This window comes from Halomicronema hongdechloris C2206, assembly GCF_002075285.3.
Classification (GTDB): Bacteria; Cyanobacteriota; Cyanobacteriia; order Phormidesmidales; family Phormidesmidaceae; genus Halomicronema_B; species Halomicronema_B hongdechloris.
Window position 1 is genome coordinate 5191486 of sequence record NZ_CP021983.2, and the last position, 19388, is coordinate 5210873.

Here is a 19388-nt window from a genome sequence, read left to right on the forward strand (position 1 = left end):
GATTCTGGCGTTAGTTAACTACTGAAGTAAGTGTATACTAGTTACTATGGTAGAAAAGTTGCGAATAAGTCTTACACTTATCCACCCCTAAGTCGCTAGATAGATAACTGTTTGATGAGTCAGCACTTGTCAGATTCTGCTGCAACGGTTCAAGGATTGCTAAACCTTATCTTCTCAGAAGAAGAAGATATTGAAAATTTGCAGAATCAGTGCATCTTAAATCAAGAAAAGTACGATCAGAAGGCATCCCTAGAGTTAGAATTTCATAGGAGTAAAGATGAAGTAGAAATCCCGGAAGACCAAAAAGAAATAGTCTGGTACCAAATTCGAAAAGAACTATCTGAGCTTCTGGATGAAATAAAACTACTGGAATATTCCATTACTTCTAAGCAGGAAATTATTGCCATTCTATGTGGCAGCATCCTCGAGATCGCGAAATATGGAATGATGGTTAATTATTCTAGATTAAGCGAATGTCCTGATGTAAGATTTATCGGAAAAGAGTCAATTAAAAATATTATTTATCAAGGTTGCAAGCAGTCTAGGGAGTGCAAAACAGGAAAATATTCTAAATCTGTCCAATCGTGTTTTTCTAGCTTAGAGGATTCTTTTGGAAGTAGATTTTCTTTAAAAGAGAAACCATTTAAAAGCCTAGCCTGTTATATTATAGAGCTATTGGGTTGGAAAAATTACTTGGTCTATGAACGTGATATGACAGCTTTGCTCTGCCGTTGATGTAATGATGGAATTTCGATTAAACAGTAGAAGAAATACGTATGGAAGAAAATATTATATTGAACGCTTACTGAGGTAAAATGATATAGTGAAAGGCCATAAAATCATCGGGCAAAATGGACGGATCAATAATCTCTAACGAACTTCCTGAATCAGCAAAATGGCCTGACCACCTGCCACATAACGCATAGATTCCCTGATCTTTTAGAAGTTGATCAACATATGAAACTGGATCAACATCTTCCTCAAAATATTGCTCGGAAACATTATTAGAACCATATGAATCTAACACCCCCGTTGAGTCAAAACATACATAATTCATGAATTCTGTTGTATCGTTATATTCATAGTGGACAGCCTTTACCCTTAAAGCCTTTATAACCTCAGGGATATACCTACTAATTTGTAAATGTCCGGTAGCGATATATTCTATGGTAGTCCATGCATTATCCCTAATTTGATAAAATAAATATCCTGAATTGTCTACTCTAATGCGCCTGCCATAAACGTTTCTCTGAATCTCAATTGGGACTACACTATCAAGAACATGAATTATGTCTTCTATTGGTGCCTTGATAAAGTCAAGAAGTTGAGAGGTATCAGTATCTATACCTGTCTTTCGTGTAATTCGAGAAGTGTTCATTTATCATCGAATTAGGATACTTCAAGGTTTTCGGTTTTCAGCAGTTGTAGCCATTCTTGATTCCTCAGAGGTAGCGTAGCCAGGTGTAAATATCTTCGCCGCTATCAACTATCATGATTGGCTACAGCCTGATCTGGGAAACTGTTTATTTTCCACTATTTATAGTATAAGATAAGCTCTGGAGATCACGCTAGGTAAGAGATTCAGAAATGATTTAATTGTCCTTATTGATAGATAAAAACGGTTCTATTGGGTTTATTATGCTAATGTAGCGAGCTATACAGGAGAAGACAATGCAACCCCTTCTAACCAAGCTTCTGAATTTGCCTGGGGTTGAAGTTGAAGATTACTACGACCTCGGTGACCAGCTGATTCTAGATGTTGAAGCTCAGACTGACCGAGCAACCTGTCCTCGCTGTCACCAAGACAGTCATCATGTTCATCAGAATCATCCCTATCTTGTGCGGGATCTAAGCATCAGTGACCGGACGGTGTTACTCAGGGTTAATCGACGGCAGTTCAAGGGGAGCATCTCATTTTTGCGAGAACCCAGCATCTGTGCTGAGATGAAAGGGTAGTCTCTACCCCAAAAGCTCTTGTCCCCCGAAGACCAAGCCGCCTTAGCCCAGCATAGCCGCGAGATTGCCAAGATTCTGCATCGCAATAGCCCTCCTGAAGCCGTTGACACACTTGAAGGCATTGAAACGACGGTGCGGCAGCAGATGCTGGAGCACGTCAGTCCCGAAGTGGGAATTTTTTTGTCGAAGCGTGCACCCAAACCCAACGGGGACGCCCCCGGCAGCTAAAAAGTGTTCTGGGGACCCTCCCGATTCGGGAACAGCAAGCCCAGCGGTTGGGCCTCGAACCCCACGGTCGTCTCAGCCCGCTCTTTGAGAAATGTGCGTTGCGGGTTGCGGCCTGCCAAAGCTATGGGAAAGGCGAAACCGACGTGTCCGTTTTAACGGGGATGTCGTTGAGTCATTCAACGCTGCAACGCCTCGTGCAACGCCAACGTGAGACCCCACCGGAGGCGAAGCAGACGGTCACCGAGATCAGTGTCGATGGCGGTAAAGTGCGCCTGCGGCATCCGGAAAAAGGCGAACCCAGTTACTGGAAAGAATACAAGAGTGCTCGGGTCGAGAATCTGTACTATGGGGCGGCGTTTCAGGCAAATGACTGGCTGCAAGACTGGCTAAATAGCCAACCGTTAGCGAACCCCATCATCTGCCTTGGCGATGGGCATCGGGGCGTCTGGGCGGTGTTTCGTCCCATCGCCACCGTGGAAACCCGTTTAGAAATTCTCGATTGGTACCACTTGGTCGAAAACCTCTATGGAGTTGGGGGCTCATTAAAACGGCTGAAACAAGCCAAAGCTCTGTTATGGGAAGGGCGGGTTGATGAAACCCAGGCGTTATTTACCGACTGCGCTCTGGAGCAAGCCCGGCGATTCTGTGATTACTTGGAGCGACATCGTCACCGAATTGTGAATTACGGCTATTTTCAAGCTGAACAAATCTGTTCGATTGGCTCAGGTGCAGTTGAGTCAGCCATCAAGCAGATTGACCATCGCATGAAACTCCCAGGCGCTCAATGGGTGCCCGACAATGTTCAGCAAGCCTTGCAGGTGCGATGTGCCTATCTGAATAGAGCCTACGATTGTTGATGTTTTTGCAACTTTGAGATGCTCCCAGTTCAAGTGTCTGACCTGCGGTAAACCCTTTAGTGAACCATTAAACTTTGTCGGGAAACGGCGGAAACATACCGATCGATTTTGCAAAGCCATGGTGCAGCAATTGATTCATAACGATGCCCATAACGTCGCGATGAATAATGGATTGACAGATGAGGAGGTGGCCTCGATTGTCAAGTACATTGCAAAAAAGACCTAAAGGTGAATGGCACTGACATAAGAGAGCAGAAAAGGCTTCAAGCGCTTGATCTGTAAGAATCGAAGTGTTGAAGCCCATAACTATGCCTCTATGATGCCGAATCGTGCCGAAGTCCTCAAGGAGAAATACCAGAACAGTATCGCTCTCCCGTTTGCCGAGGTGCTGCCGGAAGCTGAGATTCAGTCAGTGCTGAACGAGCAAGGAATCCGGTATCGCCGAGTGTTATACACGCCCATGGTGGTGCTCTGGAGTTGGCTCTCCCAAGTGCTCGATGTCGATGGTAGTCTCAGTCATGCCGTCAAGCGGGTGACGACCTGGATGAGCTTGTCGGGATTGACGGTGCCGTCAGCCGATACCGGGGGCTACAGTAAAGCGCGAAAACGTCTTCCCGAGTCAATTTTCCCGCCTTTGTTACAGCGGGTAGCGAGGGCCTTGCGACAGAAGGTGCCGCCCGCTCAACGGTGGTGTGGTCGTCCGGTCAAGGCCTTTGATGCGACGACCGTCTTGATGAGTGATACCGCAGCCAATCAAGCGGCGTATCCCCAACACAGCAATCAAAAAGCCGGCTGTGGCTTTCCCATTCTCAAGCTGCAGGTGTGGTTTTGTGTGACGACCGGCGCGGTCCTGGAGGTGGCGATGGCCCCCTTTCGGGTGAGTGAATGGCGCTTGGCCCGCCAACTCTATCGGAAGCTGCGCCCGGAGGATGTGGTGGTGGCCGATTCAGCCTATGGCACCTATGTGGATCTGGCCTGGGTCGCCTTGACGGGAGCCGATGCCGTCTTTCGCAAGCATCATCAGCGCCGCTGTGATTTCAGGCGAGGCAAAAAATTAGGCATTGGCGACCACATCGTCCGTTGGCAGCGCCCGAAACAATACCCCAAGGCCCTCTCATCTGGGGAGCTTGGGGCCTTGCCCGAGTCGATTGAGGTGCGGGAAGTCTATCTCTCGATTCAGGTGCCTGGGTTTCGCCCCACCAACGTAGTGGTGGTGACCACGCTGAGAGACCCTAAACGCTATCCCAAAGCCAAATTGGCCGAACTCTATCACCGCCGTTGGCAGGCTAGCGAAGTCAATCTCAGGCATCTCAAGACCACCTTAGCCATGGAGATGATTGCGGCCAAAACGCCGGCCATGGTAACCAAAAGTATTTGGCTGCATTTGGTGAGCTACAATCTGCTGCGGACGCTGATGTGGGATGCCACAGCCCACTCTGAGGTCGGCGCTTTACGGGTCTCCCTGCAGGGCACTCGGCAACAATTCAATCACTTCCGAGCCGAGTTCCTGCATCTGGCTCCATCCAAGCGAGGGCAGGGGTACCAAGCCTTGTTAAGCGCTGTGCGAGAGCTGATAATTCCCCCTCGACCGAACCGCTCAGAACCTCGAGTCGTCAAACGTCGTCCTAAACCTTTTCCAAGAATGCAAGAACCCCGCTCGGTCCTGAAAGCTAAGCTGGTCGCTTGATAGGGCTTACGTCAGTGCCATTCGACCACAGTCTGCTAAGAGATCAATACGGTATTGAGTTTTCCCAAGGCTGTGGAAAACATTGGGATAAACTGGGGAAAACCTGGGGATTGCTTGGGGAAAACGGAGTCAGGACTGGAGATAATCTGAGGCGTTGGGAAGTTTACCTGGGAGGGTGGCGGCATGGTCTGGGGCTGGGGATTGGGGCAGAGGCTGGGGCAGGATGATGGTGAAGCAAGTGCTTTGGCCAACTTGAGACTGACACCGGAGCTGGCCGCGATGAATCTCGGTGACAATTTGATAACTGATGGAGAGGCCTAGGCCGGTACCTTTGCCCAAGGGCTTGCTCGTGAAGAAGGGATCGAATAGCCGGGGTTGAATGTCGGCGGGAATGCCGGGACCATTGTCGGCAATGGTAACTACTAGCCTGCCCTGGGAGTCCATTGCCGTTTGAATCTGAAGCTGGGGATGGGGGTGGCGGGGCATGACTTCTTCGAGGGCATCGATGGCATTGCCCAAGATATTCATGAATACCTGATTGAGATGGCCGGGATAGCAGTGCACTGGGGGAATATCGCCATAATGTCGAGTGACTTGAATGGCTGGCCGTTCACCACGGGCCTTCAGGCGATATTGCAAAATCATCAGGGTGCTGTCTAGGTTCTCGTGAATGTCGACAACCTTAGCGGTGGCAGTATCCATGCGTGAGAAGGTACTGAGGGATGACACGATGGTCTGAATCCGATCGGCACCCACTTTCATGGAGTTCAATAACTTCGGCAGATCGTCCAAGAGAAAGGGCAGATCAATGGTGTGAATGGCCGTTGCGATCGCAGGGGCGGGGTCGGCATAGTGTTGCTGATAGAGCTCGATCAGCTGCAATAAATCTTCGATATAAGTGCGGGCATGGTTGAGGTTGCCATAGATGAAGTTCATCGGGTTATTAATTTCATGGGCAACCCCAGCCACCAACTGCCCCAGGCTCGACATTTTCTCACTCTGGATCAGCTGTAATTGGGCCTGCTGCAGTTCTCGGAGGGTGTGCTCTAGGTCGTGGGTCTGCTGCCGCAGCCGAGCTTCAGACTGTTGCAGGGCCAGTTCTGTCTGTTTCCGCTTGATGCCCAGGGCAATTTCGTTGGCCAAGAGGGCTAACCATCCCTGCAGAGAGGGTTTTAGGAGTTTCCGCACCCCAACGGCCAGCACCCCCAAGACCTGGTCCTCGACGATTAATGGGTAACCCGCAAAGGCCACTAGGTCGGCGTGGCCGCCCCAGGGAGCTTGCATTTGCGGATCCATGGAGAGATCATTGCTGAGGTAAGGACAGCGCTGTTGCACGATTTGCCCCAGGGACGAGGTGGCTAGGGGCATCTGATCGGGCAAGGGTGGGGCGGTGTCGGGGTAGCCAGCGGTGGCTTGCCGCTGCAGGAGTTGTTGCCCGGCATCCAACAGCCAAAGATGGGCCACAGTGCCCTCCAGAATTTTGACCAGAGCCTCGGTACAGCCCTGCAGCATGGCCTGCAGCGGTTCTCCCCGGGTCAGAATCGAGTCGATGGCGGCGCGCAGCGTGGATAGGCGTACCTGTTCCCGCAGTAAATCCTCCGCCTGTTTGCGCTCGGTGATATCTTGCAGGGTGCCGAGGATACCTACCACCTGTCCCTCGCTGTCGTGCAGGGGTAACTTATTGGCCTCCAGCCAGATCTGGTTACCATCGTCTTGGTGATGGGTTTCCAGCATGTTCAGTAGGGGCTGGTTAGTCTCGATGACGGTGCGATCGCATCGCAGATACCACTCCCGTTCCTGGGGAGTCCAGGGCAGCTCGGCATCTCGCTGGCCGACAATGGCCTCGGGGCTGTCTATGCCGATGGATTTGGCAAACTGCCGATTGCAGCCCAGATAGACCGACTGCCGATCCTTCCAGAAGATCAACTGGGGAATGTTATCCATCACCAGCTGCAGCAATTGCTGCGACTCTCGCAGCAGGCACTCGACTTGTTTGCGATCGCGAATGTCCCGCACATTGGCTAGCACCACCTGCTGCTGCCCCAAGGTGACCTGCTGCAGCACCACCTCCACCTCAAAGCACTGGCCCGTATCCAGCCGCTGGGCTTGCCACTCAAAGGCAGGGGTATCCCCCGCCAACGCCTGCTGCCAAGCCTGGGCCAGCTGCTCAGGCGCATTATTGGGGCCAGAATAGTCGGCCAGAAAGGAGCGTTGCAGGGCCTCCTGCCGTGCCACTCCATAGAGAGACAACATGGTTTGATTCACATCCAGCAGGGTGCCATCCAGAGCGATGATAAAAATGGCCGCATAGATATGGTCAAACAGCGTTCGCAGGTCTGCCTCGGATGCCTGCAACGCTTGAGTGCGCTCGGCCACGCGGGTCTCTAATTCCTGGTTCAGACGCTGTAACGTCGCTTCGGCCCGGCGGTGGTCCGTGACATCCCGCACGATCACCAACACCTGATCCCCACCACAGGGAACGACTCGCACCTCCTCATGCTGCATCTGATCCTGGTAAAACAGGACTTGATCGTAGATTTGCAGCATTCCCATATCCAGGGCCTGAGCCACGTAGTGCAGCCGCTTGTGGGCCTGCTCAGCCGGCATGACATCAAAAATATTGAGGATCTCCCCCTCCGCCATCAAGAGATTGACATTGCCCGGGGTGACAATTTCATAGAGGGGACTATCCCGGCGCATCCGCAGAATTAAATCCGGCAAGGCCCGGATGATGGCCTGATTAGTGACATCGCTGGCGGGATATTCCGGCGCAACCACACGATCGGGGAGTTCAAACACCACCCCGGTTAGGTACAGAGTCAGATCATCGCAACGAGAGGTGACCTGGCCGCGATCGCACAGCCAACACACCCGTCCATCCTGACGCTGGATGCGGTAATTCAGCGTAAACGGTTGCCGAGTAGTCACGGCTTCTGCCACCATCTGGCGTACCCGGGGCCAGTCCTGAGGCACCACCCATTGCTGCCAGCCTTGGCCTGCCGTTAATGGCCCCACCATAGCCTCTAAAGCGGCGTCCCATGCCACTAGCCTGCCCTCTGCGTCGATGTGGCGACAGTAGGCCGCCACTGGTAAGTCTGCCAACTGTTGTAGTGCATCGACTCCAGGGCCAGTCATGCCGTCTAAAGATGGGGCTGGGTTAAAGGGCGAGGACATCGCGAAACCGCCGCTAATCGAGAAGCAAAGGACACGATCAGTTGTCTAAGGCAAGCCACACAATCTTCTCAGATCGAGTCGAGCTTAGGTATTTTTGCCAGCTCTAATCAGTCCATATTGCCGTACGCTATCTGGCTAGCGCCGTAGTAATCCTGTCAGCTCTAGATTTGCCTCCGCATTACCCCCTTATTTCACAATGTCTACAGCCACATCAGGAAACGATTGGAGTTAAGGAGCCCCTGCTTACAGAAACATCATCGATACCCAAGCCAGACCCCAGAGAGGAGCCTTCTAGCCCTCATCAAGAATTTTAGGCACCTTAAAGTAATCCTCTTCCCGCTCGGGGGCACTATCCAGCATCTGCTCCCGGGCCGGGAAGGACTCCGCCACATCTTGACGGGTGACATTGTTGATTTCAAGGGCCCGAGTCGTCGGTTCCACAGCTTCGGTATCGAGCTCACTCAACTGCTCGACATATTCCAGGATGCTGCTCAGTTGAGTGGTAAACTGCTGCTCCTCCTCAGGAGTTAGCTCTAAGCGAGCCAGCAGCGCCACCTTGCGAACTTGTTCAAGATCAATCATGGGTAGGTCAATAGCGGTAGGCAGCAATCAAGCATTCCTGCCAGTTTTCGTGGTTGCATCCCTCGATAGAGGCTGGGTGAGCTAAAGAGGGATAAAGGAGCAGAGGCTGGAACTGGGACTCCGTTAGAAAAGAAAACCGACGGGGTAGCCCAGGTTAGAAAAACATGTCCATCTTCATGCGGCCAGTATTTTTCAGCCAGTTTTGGGCCTCGATGTAGTTGTTGGGGGCAATCCGAATCGCTTCCATCCAGTAGCGCGCCGCCTCATCAAACATCTTCTCAGCCGTGTCACTGTCGCTGTTGGCTGTGGCCCTTTCCCCTTTGTAGTGGTAGATCACGGCGATATTGTTCAGGGCCTGACACATGCGGGGGTTGAGTTCTAAGGCCTGTTGATAATGGCTGAGGGCCCTGTCGTGCTCACCGTTGCTGGCATGGATCAATCCCATGTTGTAGAGAATGAAACTCTTGTCGTAGGGATCTTCTTCGAGTCTTAGGGCCTCTTCGTAGTTCTCTAGGGCTTCGGCGTATTCTCCTTCTGACTGGGCTGACATGCCATCGCGATAGTAGGCGAAGGCTTGCTTGGCATTATCTTTGGCGGGCATGAGCTTGAGGATCAAATCCGCCATGACCGTAAAGGTCTTGTCAATGAAGTTGTCGTTGCGCTGGGTTCTAGGCATAGATGACCTCGGCTCGCCTTAGCCACTAGCCATCACTGGTGGTAGTGACTAAGCATTAACGGTTACCAGTCAGTTTAAACCAAGTCCAGTGCCAGATTGGGGCTGGTCCCGAGTAATCCGTAGGCGGCTATCGTCAGCGCGACTCTAGGGTAGACCGTGCAGAGTCTGTAGCTGGCTATGAAGAGAGGTAAACAGGTCATTGACTGTGTTCCACTGGCTTTCGTCGATGGTTTCGCTGAGATCGACGCCGTAACGCTCAAATAGGTCGTCGCAGAGGGTCATAGACCAGTCGAACCAGCACACCAGTGGAAATTTTAGATCTTGGCAGAGTCGATCGCTTGGGTAAACGCGACCGAAACAGAGTCCGGAATAGTCACTCAACCGTCTGTATAGAAACATAGTGAACTCTTGCGGCAGGGGAACGGGCCGATGAGGGGGCACCCAATGAGCGTGATGCCATTGTTCTGGAGGCAGGGCAGGACGCGATCGCAACTCTTGATTCACCTGACGCCGCAGGGATAAATCGGGGCTGAGCTCTGGATAGGTCTGCACACTGGCCAACTGATTGCGTAGATTTCGCCACATGGATGGTTGGCTAAAAGAGACGATATTTGAGTGTTATCCCCAGTGTGCCCAGATCTGGGGGCAAGGCATCAAGGGCTGAAGCCCCGTTCATGGGGATGTGCCATTTGCTACCGAGGCGGTGCGGCCGCGGGGTATGAGCCAGGCATTGGTCAGGGCAGGCGTCAGCTGGCCTGCTCTAGGGTCATGGCCTGACACCAGGTGTAGAAGTCTTTGCTGGCCATGGGCTGACCCAGCAAATATCCCTGGACGCTGTCGCACTGGTAATCCTGCAGCAGGGCTAATTCGGCCTCGGTTTCTACCCCTTCGGCCACCACATAGAGGTCTAGGGCGTGGGCCATCTCGATCATAGCGGTGAGAATCACCTGATTCTTGGCATCGGTGGTCAGCCCATTGACGAAGCAGCGATCAATTTTCAGGGTGTCGATGGGAAATTGCTTCAGATAGCTGAGGGAAGAATAGCCCGTGCCGAAGTCGTCCACGGCAATCCTGAGGCCCTGGGTCTTCAGCTCTGAGAGCATGGCCAAGGCAGCGGTGGCGTCTTGCATCAGGGCGGTCTCGGTCAACTCCAACTCCAGTAACTGGGGAGAGAGGCCGGTTTCCTGCAGAATCTGGGCGATGGTCTGGGGCAAGTGGGGCTGATTCAGCTGGACGCTGGAGAGGTTCACCGACACCTTGATCGGGGGGAGTCCCTGCTGTTGCCAGGTTTTGACCTGGGTGCAGGTCTGGCGCAGAATCCACTCCCCGATGGGCACAATCAGCCCCGTCTCTTCGGCCAGGGGAATAAACCGCCCTGGAGAAATGAATCCCTGTTGGGGGTGGGTCCAGCGGATCAGGGCTTCGGCGCTGAGGGCGGGCACCGATGATGATCGCTGGCGGCCCAACACCCGCTGGGGCTGATAGTATACATCGAACTCATGGCGTTCTAGGGCATAGCGCAGATTGGTTTCCAGCTGCAGATCGTCCCCGGAGACCACGGGCATATCGGCCCGGTAGAACTGGCAGTAGTGGCTTTTTTGACGCTTAGCGCCCTCCAGGGCGGCATCGACCTGCCGCAACAGGGTGTCGAGATCGGTGCTGTCGTTAGGATAGAGGGCGATGCCGATGCTGATGGTGACAAAGACATCCTGGCCGGTGAGGGCAAAGGGCAACGACAGGCGCTTGATCAGATCATTGGCGACGGTGCGCACGGCCTCGCGAGAGCCTGGATGGGAGAGCAGAATCGCAAACTGATTGCCGGTGAGGCGGGCGACGGTAGTGCCATGGGGCAGAGATGCCCTGAGGCGACTGGCGGTTAACCGCAGCAGGTCATCGCCGGCGGGATGGCCCAGGGTATTGTTCACCTGGCGCAGTCGATCGAGGCTGAGGCAGAGTAGGGCGACGGGGCCTTGAGACATGGCTTGGCGCAGCCGTTGACGCAGCAGGTGGTGATTGGGTAGCTCGGTCAGGTGGTCGTAGTGGGCCAGACGATTGAGCCGTTCTGCGGTCTTGCGCAGCACCGCCACGTAGCGCTCGGTGAGGCGGGCCTGTTTCTGCAGGCGGCTGCGGATGGCGGCCATGAGTTCGGTGGGGGTGGCCGGATGTGTTAAACAGTCATCGGCTCCCAGTTCGATGCAGTGGCGCAGATAGGTGCGGTCGCTGCGGACGGTGAGTAAAATCACCGGAATGACGGCGGCATCTGGGCTGCTTTGGAGCGCCTGCAATAGGGCTTGGGAATCGCCACCATCCAAGTCGAGGGTGCACAGGATCAGATCGGGTTGCTCGGCTTGGGCCAGGGGCAGACCGTCGGTGCTATCCTTGGCGACCACGGTCTCTACCCCTTCCCCGATCAGGAGTTTAAGGATAGACTTGCGCTCTCGATTATCCTGTCCGATGACCAGGATTTTATGCATGACGACCGCTCATCAGGTCACAGCTGTAGACATCATCTTAGGCGTTCCCATGGTCCCCATTATTGAGCCCAGCCGTTCCCCTGCCACGGGGGTGGCCGCCCCTTCATCAGGGATTAACATGGGGCTGAAGCTGGGGTTTGGCCACAGAGGCGGGCCAGGGTGGGAATGAAGTCGGGATAGGAGACCGCCGCCGCCCTCGGCTCGCTGCACCTGGGTGACGCCCTGGGCCCTGAGGGCGGCTATGGTGAGGCTCATGCCGACGCGGTGGTCGGTGTGGCTGTCGACGTCGCTGCCGTGTAGGGTAGCTCCACCGAGAATGTCGAGGCCGTCGGCGTGTTCGGTGACCTGGGCCCCGAGACGATTGAGTTGATTGGCCATGACGGTGATGCGATCGCATTCCTTCACTCGCAGTTCTGACGCATCGCGAATCACGGTGGTTCCCTTGGCGAACAGGGCGGCCACGGCCAGAATCGGGATTTCATCGATCAGGCGGGGAATCAAGGCGCCGCTGAAGTGGGCCGCCTGCAGTTGACTGTGGCGCACCCGCAGATCGGCTACGGGTTCGCCGGTGACCAGTCGCTGGTTTTCCAGGGTGATATCGGCCTGCATGGCCTGCAGCGCCTCTAGGATGCCAGTGCGGGTGGGGTTGACGCCGACGTTTTCGATGATCAACTCGGAGCCGGGGGTGATGGCAGCGGCCACCAGCCAGAAGGCGGCGGAACTGATGTCGCCGGGCACGATCACCGTCTGCCCCGTCAATTGGGCCGGACCATAGACGGTGACTGTGTGACGGTCGGGCTCCAGGGTGAGTTCGGCCCCGAAGGCCCGCAGCATGCGCTCGCTGTGGTCCCGAGACAGGCTGGGCTCGCTGACGCTGGTCTGACCGTCCACCATCAGACCCGCCAGCAAAATACAGGATTTTACCTGGGCCGAGGCCACCGGAGAGGTGTAGTGCTGGGGTCGCAGCCGTTGGCCCTGCACCGCCAAGGGGGCCAGGCTCTGGCCCTGGCGGCCCCAGATAGTGGCCCCCATCTGGCTCAGGGGCTTAATCACGCGACCCATGGGCCGCGATCGCAAGGAGTCGTCCCCGGTGTGACCACGAAGAAGCGCTGCGGATGGGAGGCCAATAACCCCAGCATCAGCCGCAGGGTGGTGCCGGAGTTGCCGGCATTGAGGATATCGGCCGGCTCCAGCAAGGTTTGCCCAGGCCACCCCTCGCACCGTCACCCAGTCGGCCGCCAGATCCGAGATCTGCACCCCCATGGCTTGAAAACAGCGAGCGGTGCTGCGGGGGTCTTCCCCCAATAAGAGTCCCTGAATGCGGGTCTCTCCCGATGCGATCGCACCCAGCATCAAGGCCCGATGGGAAATGGATTTATCTCCCGGCACCCGTAATCGCCCCTGCAGGGCCACCCCATCAGTGGGGGTCTGGATGGATTAGGGTCTGGTGGGAGGAGGCTGCCGGCGTGAGCTGGAACATGGCGATGGGCGGTCAGGGCTGATGGCGATGTGCAGGCTAGTAGAAGGATTCTACGATGGGACCGGGTTGCAGGGCACAGATGCAAGGAATCTCACTCCCCGCCATTACCAGACCGCACCTGCTCCACCTGGGCTGTCGTGAGCCCCAATAGCGTAGTCACCTGATCCAGCGTTCATCCCGGTGGCCAGTAGATTTCTTAGCCGCTTGCAGCACCTGAGCCTGAGCCCTTTCTCGGGCCTGCTGTTCCTGTTCGGTATCCGTCAACAGCCAACCTCCATCGGCGCTGCACCACCGCAACCAATCACCAGCAATGCCCTCAAACCTCCCCAGCCCCAGCCCCAGACCGATCTGTAAGTCGGCTAACCACGCCTGGGGAGGGGGCGCCTGCACTGGCGCTTCCTGATACCGTCCCCCCACCAGCTGAAAATGGCGCAATCGTCGAGTTGGACGGCTGTAGACCAGATAATGGGGCACTCGCAGCCACTGTTCATAGACGGTAAGCTTACTGGGGGGCTGCTCTGAGCCCACTGGGGGCGACTCCGCTGCCATGGGCCATGGTTCCTCTATGCCATCTGCCGATGCCACCGCATCCTCGGCGCCATAAAACCGCCCTAGGTCTTCTGGTTCCGTCCCCGGTGACAACAACTCAATCACCACGTAGGGGTTTTGCCCTTCCTGCCAGGTGACATAGCTGCGGCGCAGATCATGCCCGTCGTAGAGCCGCGGTACCCCCACGGCCAGAAACCAATCCGGCCGTTTGTACCAGCGGGGATAGTGGACATCGTAGTAAAGGTTGAGGTCTGAGCCGGTAAACCACTGGTCGCGGCTGTAGTCTGCCAGGGTCAGCATGCGGCTGAGTAACTGGGGTTGCAGATCATGAAATTCATCCGGTAAACCCGGTTCCCCCACAGACTCGCTCGGTAAATCATACATGGTGGGTAGGGTCTCGCGGGGAGGGCGCGGTGGCACGGTTTGAGGAATGGAGTGCCCGGTGGTAAAGGTCATCATCGCGACAGGCCAACGGCTATCTTGATTGTAAGGGGGCACTGCGTTCATGGCGCCGCACCCGGAGGGAACATCGCCCCTGCCCTGCCCCCCTGTCATTCCGACCGCAGAGTGGAATCTCGATCTCCGCCGCGAACCATCAGCGGCTATGACTACCCCTACGACTGGGCTCCCTTTATCCTGATGGGTAGCGGGCTGTGCCCAGGTCTGCCCTTGCTACACTGAGCCTAACTGCCACGACGGTTTTCGCTTATGTCTGTGCCTACTACCGAATCCCTTCAGGCCCAACCAGAGCAGGCATCATCAAACGCCATACGCTTTCCGCCTGGAGACCTCTACAGCGATGAACCCCCCGTGGAAACTGAACTGCACCTGCGCCAGATATTGCTGTTGATCCAAAGTTTGGAACGGCTCTGGAGCGATCGCCAAGACTTCTATGCCTTCGGTAATCTCACCATTTACTACAGTCCACACCAGCGGAAGTCAGAAGATTTCCGAGGCCCGGACTTCTTCGTGGTACTGGACACCGAGCGCAAACCGCGCAAAAGCTGGGTGGTGTGGGAAGAAGATGGTAAATACCCGAACGTGATTGTGGAGTTGCTGTCGGAGTCGACGGCTAAGACGGACCGCGGCCTGAAAAAGCAGATCTACCAAGACATCTTCCGCACCCTCGATTATTTCTGGTTTGACCCCGATACTCTGGAATTCGAGGGCTTTCACCTGGTGGATGGCACCTATCAGTCCATTGCCCCTACTGAACAGGGCTGGCGCTGGAGTCAGCAATTAGGACTATATCTGGGCATCCATGAAGAGCAGCTCCGCTTTTTCACGGCTGAGAAAACCTTGGTGCCTACGCCAGAAGAATCTGCTGAAGTTGAGCGGCAGCGTGCCGAAGCTGAGCGGCAACGCAACGAACAACTGATCGCCAGGCTGCGGGAGCTTGGGATTGATCCTGATCAGGTATGAGCACTGCTCGAATGAGGACAACTCGTGTAAGAGGATATTTGAAAAGTACCCTACAACCTTGCCCCAGACTGGATCTTGGCTGACAGAGCCATAAACTCTAAAACGCTTGCCTTGCAAGACTGTCAGCCGAGTTTTCAAATGTCCTCTAAACCAGACTTGAGCCGCGCCCTACGTAAAAACGACGGCTGTCCCAGACAAAGGTCTATGGGGACCGCGCAGAAATAGATCGGTACCGGCAAAAAATGATTGCGTTCCAGAGAAAAGTCTATGGGTCCCGCCTAAAAACGACTGCATCCCAGATGAGAGTGGGTTGGCGCCGGTCAGAGATTAGGGGCCATCGCATCAAACTCCCCTGTCATTCCGACCGTAGGGTAGCTTGCTTCTCGCAGAGTGGAATCTCGATCTCCGCCGTGAACCATCAGCGGCTATGACCACCCCTACAACTAGGCTCCCTTTATCCTGATGGGTAGCAGGCTGTGCCCAGGTCTGCCCTTGCTACACTGAGCCTAACTGCCACGACGGTTTTCGCTTATGTCTGTGCCTACTACCGAATCCCTTCAGGCCCAACCAGAGCAGGCATCATCAAACGCCATACGCTTTCCGCCTGGAGACCTCTACAGCGATGAACCCCCCGTGGAAACTGAACTGCACCTGCGCCAGATATTGCTGTTGATCCAAAGTTTGGAACGGCTCTGGAGCGATCGCCAAGACTTCTATGCCTTCGGTAATCTCACCCTGACTGCCTGACACATCTTTTACTCTAGTCGGCAGGATAGAGAGCGGATGCGAGAGAACCAGATTTGGTCGTAATAGTCGTGCTCCGCTTTTTTGGAGGCAAAACAAGGCTCTGGGTCACGGACTAACAGCGCTATCGGCTCTAGAAGCTGTCGTCCTTTGTGAACGACTCCCTTAAGCCAGCGCAATCCAATCTTGAGGTAGCTGAGTCCGCGCCGCCAATGAGGGTCTACCTGCTGCCTAAGGCCTTCAATCTGAACCGCCATGCCAGTGGTTGTTCCATAAAGCAGTGCAATAGCGGCCACTAGATAAAGTCGCTCAAGGGTTACCGCTGAGCGGATTCGGGAGTCTTCAATCTCGAAAGCTCCTGATTTGCTATCCAAAAACAGCTCCTCTACTCTGAAACGCAACGCGTAGCGCCAGAGCGTCTGCAAGGTAGGCGGTTCATCGGTGATGACGGCCCAAGGCTCTTTGACGCCTTTAAGCGTCGCCAGCACGATGTTGCACTGGTGGGAGCCATCCTGCCACAGCCTGACATTTCGATAGAAAATCGCCTCGCCTTTTGGCGGCCACAGATATCTCACTTCAGTCGGATAACGCCTTGGCCCGTGCAGCAGGACATCGCAGGGCACTCGCAAGCAGTAGTGCCAACTGCTCGCTTGCAACCAACTCATCAAGTCGTGGTTGGCAAAGCCTCGGTCGGCCAGCAGCATTAGGTTCGGGTACTGCCTCAAAAGCCACCGGGCACGGCGCAGCAAAGGGCGGTATTCTTCAAAAGCCACCGTTGCACTGCCATGCTCAAGCACTCGCCACAGTAGCGGGACTGCTCGTCCGCAGCACACCACTGACAGGTGAATCATGCAGTATTGGTTCCACAGCACCGTTGTATCGAGTGCCAGATACAGCCGCTTGCCCTCCCACTGCCTCAGCGTCAGCAGCACCAGCGGTAGGTAGAGCTGATTTATCTCAACGAGCCGGTTGCCGAAAAATCGATGCCACCGCCGCTCGAAGCTTTGCGCTTTGTTGGCACGGCTTATCACGTAGGACTCCCAAGCAGGTGGGCTCAGCTCACCACTACAAATCAGGGCGGTGACCATCCAAGATAGGGCTTTGATATGGCGCAAGTCCCGGTAGTGGCTGTATTGACGCAGATAGTGCAGCAGTTGATCATAGAGCTGGGTAGAGCTTGGCATGTCGCTTTGGCCGTCAGTGTGGTAACTACAGCCTCGCACACGAGCTCTGCCTATTTCCTCTTTGTCCTGATATGACTACCTTTCAGCTACTTCTGTCAGGCACTCAGGGTGGCAGCATTAGGTACCCTACACGGTCGTGAAAATTCAGTGGTGTTGAAGGTGGTCTCGCTGTTTGCTGCCCTCAATATGATTAGGGTTGTCGAGTTTCTGAGTACCTCTTTACGCAAAACAGGTGAACGTGAGGCGCAGCCAGATATCGCCTTTTATTTAGGGCAGAATTTCCGATCGCCCAGCCTGAACAATCAACCCATTGATATTGAAGTGTATGGCGCTCCTCAACTCGCGGTAGAGATTGCTTCGACGACCTTGAGCGATGATTTAGGCCGGAAACGCTTGCTGTATGAGCGATTGGGAGTGCAGGAGTATTGGGTCGTCAATGTGGCCATATCAGAGGTAGTGGCGTTTGCAGTTGCAGATGGCGGGAGTCGAGAGATTCGGGAATCTCAGGTGTTGCCAGGGCTGGGACTCTCAACGGTTGAAGACGCCATGCAGCGCAGTCAAGCTGAGGATGATGGGGCACTGACCCGTTGGTTAATCCAAACGTTTCAAGGGTAGCGATCGCACCATGTATCCGACCCCAATGGAACGGTTTGAGGACTTCACCCGTCATCGTCCAGAAGGCAAGCTGGAATTGATTGACGGTCGGCTCATCGTGGGCAATTCCCTGGTGGGGAGCCGCTTACTGTTAAGGCAGATTTTGCACGGGTGGAAGGTGGACGCCGCGATCGCCCTAGCCCCTCTAGACACCTGGATACAAGCACTAGCAGTTGGCTACGATTTGACCCTACCTGAGACAGGTGCGGTTGATGAAAAGCTGAACAGTCTGGAAGCGCAAGTGTGCAGCGTTAACTTCAACCCGGAAGACTTGCAGTCAGCCTGCGCAGAGGTCACCTGGTCGCATCATCGCTTACAGCAAAATTTGTCTATGAGCTTGTTTCGGTTAGCTGAAGAGGTAGGCGGACAATCCTTCGGTCGAGACTTTGTGATGCGCCTTAGCAATAACGGCTTCACGCCGGATCTATTGTTCTTCAAAGGGGAAGGATTGAACCAGCTATATGGCTCCTTTCTCAGTGGGCCAGCGGAACTGGTGGTGGAAGTGCAGATACAGGGCCACGAAGAAGTAGATCGCGTAACAAAGCGAGATTATTACCAAACAGCAGGGGTGCCTGAGTATTGGCTCATCGATCCCCAAACTCAACGTTGTGAGTTTTATCGTCTGGTTGAAGAGCAGTATCAGCTACAACCCATCGAAGACGATGGCTATTATCGCCCGAGCAGTGTTCCAGGTTTAGCGTTTCAAGCCGATGCACTGTGGCAGGAAGAGGAAATCAACCCATGGGCATCTTCTCTGTTTATCGTCGAGCAAAGATTAGAGGGATTTGAGCGTTTACCAGCAGAAGAAGGGCCGCGATGGGGGTCGTTGCTCTTTATTCCCAACATTCAGGCAGAAGCAGTGCCGATTAGCTTTGAGGAATACATCAGTTGGGCACCCAGAGCAAAGTTTGAGTTTATCCAAGGGAAGCCGCTGATTGGTTCGACGCCTGGTACGCGGAACGTACTTGCGATGTTATTGATGACCTTTGGCCTTGCTGGTGCAGTAAAGCTATTGCCACCCTACGCTTGGATTCAGGGCCTCAAGCAACGGTTGGAGGGGGAACGTCAGGATGCTGAGCGCAAAGCCGAGTGGTGGGCGATCGCTCGCGAAGCCGCAGAACGACTACGTACCCATTTCTCAATAAGGCGATTGGGGGTGATTGGCGACTTAGCGATGGCGCAACCGCTGAACTACTGGTCAGACATCACCCTGGTTTACTGGGAAAAGCTTGAGGATTCGTGGCGAGCCTATGATGTGCTGCGAGACCTTGACCCTGATATGCGGCGCATCGATCTGTTGCAGGTGGATCAGAACTGGCTCACGGCTGACCAGCTCTGGCAGATTGAGCGGCATTTAGTGGAGCTGTGATTATTTGGATAGCGCGAGCTGATATAGGCTGTCGATGCTTTTCAAATTCGGATCACCGGCTAGATAGCCAATGCCGCGATGGCGGTGCAGGCAGAGCTACGTGGGGAAGGTTTCCAAGACTCGGTGCCGAAGTTGTCGTTGTGGCAGCGTTGTTTGAGGGTAATGAGGAGGTGGTCGGTGATCGCCCCCCAATATTTGCCAAGTCATTTCCAGATTACGGCATATTCCCTAAGGCGGGAAGTTATTTCCGTAATAGAAGTCAGGAGCCAGGAGTCAGAATATAAGAAGGCACTGGATTCTGGCTCCTAGCCGATCCAGGATTTCCCGGCTTAGGTGTTTTCTCGAAAAGACT

Annotated in this window: 16 protein-coding genes and 2 pseudogenes; 9 read left to right on the forward strand and 9 right to left on the reverse strand. The window is 54.6% G+C overall.

The genetic code is table 11. From position 1 onward, the window contains the following. Positions 1 to 114: 114 nt before the first annotated feature. Entirely contained in the window at positions 115 to 735 is a 621-nt protein-coding gene (locus XM38_RS23710; RefSeq protein ID WP_088431258.1) for a hypothetical protein, read from the forward strand. 67 nt (positions 736 to 802) lie between these two features. Here XM38_RS23710 and XM38_RS23715 read toward each other — a convergent pair whose 3' ends face one another. Next, positions 803 to 1378, reverse strand: a complete 576-nt coding sequence (locus XM38_RS23715) for a hypothetical protein (RefSeq protein ID WP_088431260.1) — start codon at positions 1376 to 1378, stop codon at positions 803 to 805. 398 nt (positions 1379 to 1776) lie between these two features. On the opposite strand from XM38_RS23715, the pseudogene XM38_RS29290 reads away from it, so the two are divergent. From XM38_RS29290 to XM38_RS23735, 4 genes and pseudogenes are all read left to right on the forward strand, one after another. After that, positions 1777 to 1902: pseudogene (locus XM38_RS29290) on the forward strand (transposase family protein); the annotation flags it as partial. Between the two features lie 72 nt (positions 1903 to 1974). Continuing rightward, positions 1975 to 3041 (forward strand): ISKra4 family transposase gene (locus XM38_RS23725; RefSeq protein ID WP_088429129.1). Its coding sequence is split into 2 segments (ribosomal slippage): positions 1975 to 2131 and positions 2131 to 3041, totalling 1068 coding nucleotides; the frame shifts between segments, so codons are not numbered across the junction. Positions 3042 to 3054: 13 nt separating this feature from the next. After that, positions 3055 to 3267 carry a helix-turn-helix domain-containing protein gene (locus tag XM38_RS29295; RefSeq protein ID WP_391540795.1) on the forward strand — a complete coding sequence of 71 codons (213 nt, stop codon included), beginning with the start codon at positions 3055 to 3057 and terminating at the stop codon, positions 3265 to 3267. A gap of 90 nt (positions 3268 to 3357) precedes the next feature. Then, positions 3358 to 4728, forward strand: a complete 1371-nt coding sequence (locus XM38_RS23735; RefSeq protein WP_080804995.1) for an IS4 family transposase — start codon at positions 3358 to 3360, stop codon at positions 4726 to 4728. 129 nt (positions 4729 to 4857) lie between these two features. Here the strand turns inward: XM38_RS23735 and XM38_RS23740 are convergent, their stop codons facing one another. From XM38_RS23740 to XM38_RS23770, 7 genes are all read right to left on the reverse strand, one after another. After that, the gene (locus tag XM38_RS23740; protein ID WP_088431264.1) at positions 4858 to 7902 is read right to left on the reverse strand and encodes a PAS domain S-box protein; all 3045 of its coding nucleotides are present in this window, start codon (positions 7900 to 7902) and stop codon (positions 4858 to 4860) included. A 291-nt stretch (positions 7903 to 8193) separates the two neighbouring features. Next, positions 8194 to 8484 (reverse strand): Asp-tRNA(Asn)/Glu-tRNA(Gln) amidotransferase subunit GatC, encoded by a 291-nt coding sequence (gene gatC, locus XM38_RS23745; RefSeq protein WP_080814019.1) that lies wholly within the window; start codon positions 8482 to 8484, stop codon positions 8194 to 8196. 154 nt (positions 8485 to 8638) lie between these two features. Continuing rightward, positions 8639 to 9160: a photosystem I assembly protein Ycf3 gene (locus XM38_RS23750; protein WP_080814013.1), complete on the reverse strand. Its 522-nt coding sequence runs from the start codon at positions 9158 to 9160 to the stop codon at positions 8639 to 8641. A gap of 144 nt (positions 9161 to 9304) precedes the next feature. Beyond that, on the reverse strand, positions 9305 to 9745 hold the full coding sequence (locus XM38_RS23755) for a hypothetical protein (RefSeq protein ID WP_080814011.1): 441 nt from the start codon (positions 9743 to 9745) through the stop codon (positions 9305 to 9307). Between the two features lie 161 nt (positions 9746 to 9906). Then, positions 9907 to 11634, reverse strand: a complete 1728-nt coding sequence (locus tag XM38_RS23760) for a GGDEF/EAL domain-containing response regulator (protein ID WP_080814010.1) — start codon at positions 11632 to 11634, stop codon at positions 9907 to 9909. Between the two features lie 12 nt (positions 11635 to 11646). Then, positions 11647 to 13047 carry a 3-phosphoshikimate 1-carboxyvinyltransferase gene (gene aroA, locus XM38_RS23765; RefSeq protein WP_225889397.1) on the reverse strand — a complete coding sequence of 467 codons (1401 nt, stop codon included), beginning with the start codon at positions 13045 to 13047 and terminating at the stop codon, positions 11647 to 11649. Between the two features lie 223 nt (positions 13048 to 13270). Then, positions 13271 to 14122 carry a Uma2 family endonuclease gene (locus XM38_RS23770; protein WP_225889398.1) on the reverse strand — a complete coding sequence of 284 codons (852 nt, stop codon included), beginning with the start codon at positions 14120 to 14122 and terminating at the stop codon, positions 13271 to 13273. Positions 14123 to 14371: 249 nt separating this feature from the next. On the opposite strand from XM38_RS23770, the gene XM38_RS23775 reads away from it, so the two are divergent. After that, the gene (locus XM38_RS23775) at positions 14372 to 15085 is read left to right on the forward strand and encodes a Uma2 family endonuclease (protein ID WP_080814008.1); all 714 of its coding nucleotides are present in this window, start codon (positions 14372 to 14374) and stop codon (positions 15083 to 15085) included. A gap of 531 nt (positions 15086 to 15616) precedes the next feature. Further along, positions 15617 to 15823: pseudogene (locus XM38_RS23780) on the forward strand (Uma2 family endonuclease); the annotation flags it as partial. A 17-nt stretch (positions 15824 to 15840) separates the two neighbouring features. Here XM38_RS23780 and XM38_RS23785 read toward each other — a convergent pair. Beyond that, entirely contained in the window at positions 15841 to 17013 is a 1173-nt protein-coding gene (locus XM38_RS23785; RefSeq protein WP_088431268.1) for a transposase, read from the reverse strand. 108 nt (positions 17014 to 17121) lie between these two features. On the opposite strand from XM38_RS23785, the gene XM38_RS23790 reads away from it, so the two are divergent. Together XM38_RS23790 and XM38_RS23795 are read left to right on the forward strand one after the other, a co-directional pair. Beyond that, complete coding sequence (locus XM38_RS23790; RefSeq protein ID WP_225889400.1) at positions 17122 to 17628, forward strand: Uma2 family endonuclease; 507 nt, start codon at positions 17122 to 17124, stop codon at positions 17626 to 17628. 10 nt (positions 17629 to 17638) lie between these two features. After that, positions 17639 to 19036, forward strand: coding sequence for a Uma2 family endonuclease (locus tag XM38_RS23795; RefSeq protein WP_080812504.1), 1398 nt, complete (start codon positions 17639 to 17641; stop codon positions 19034 to 19036). The last annotated feature ends 352 nt before the right edge of the window (positions 19037 to 19388 follow it).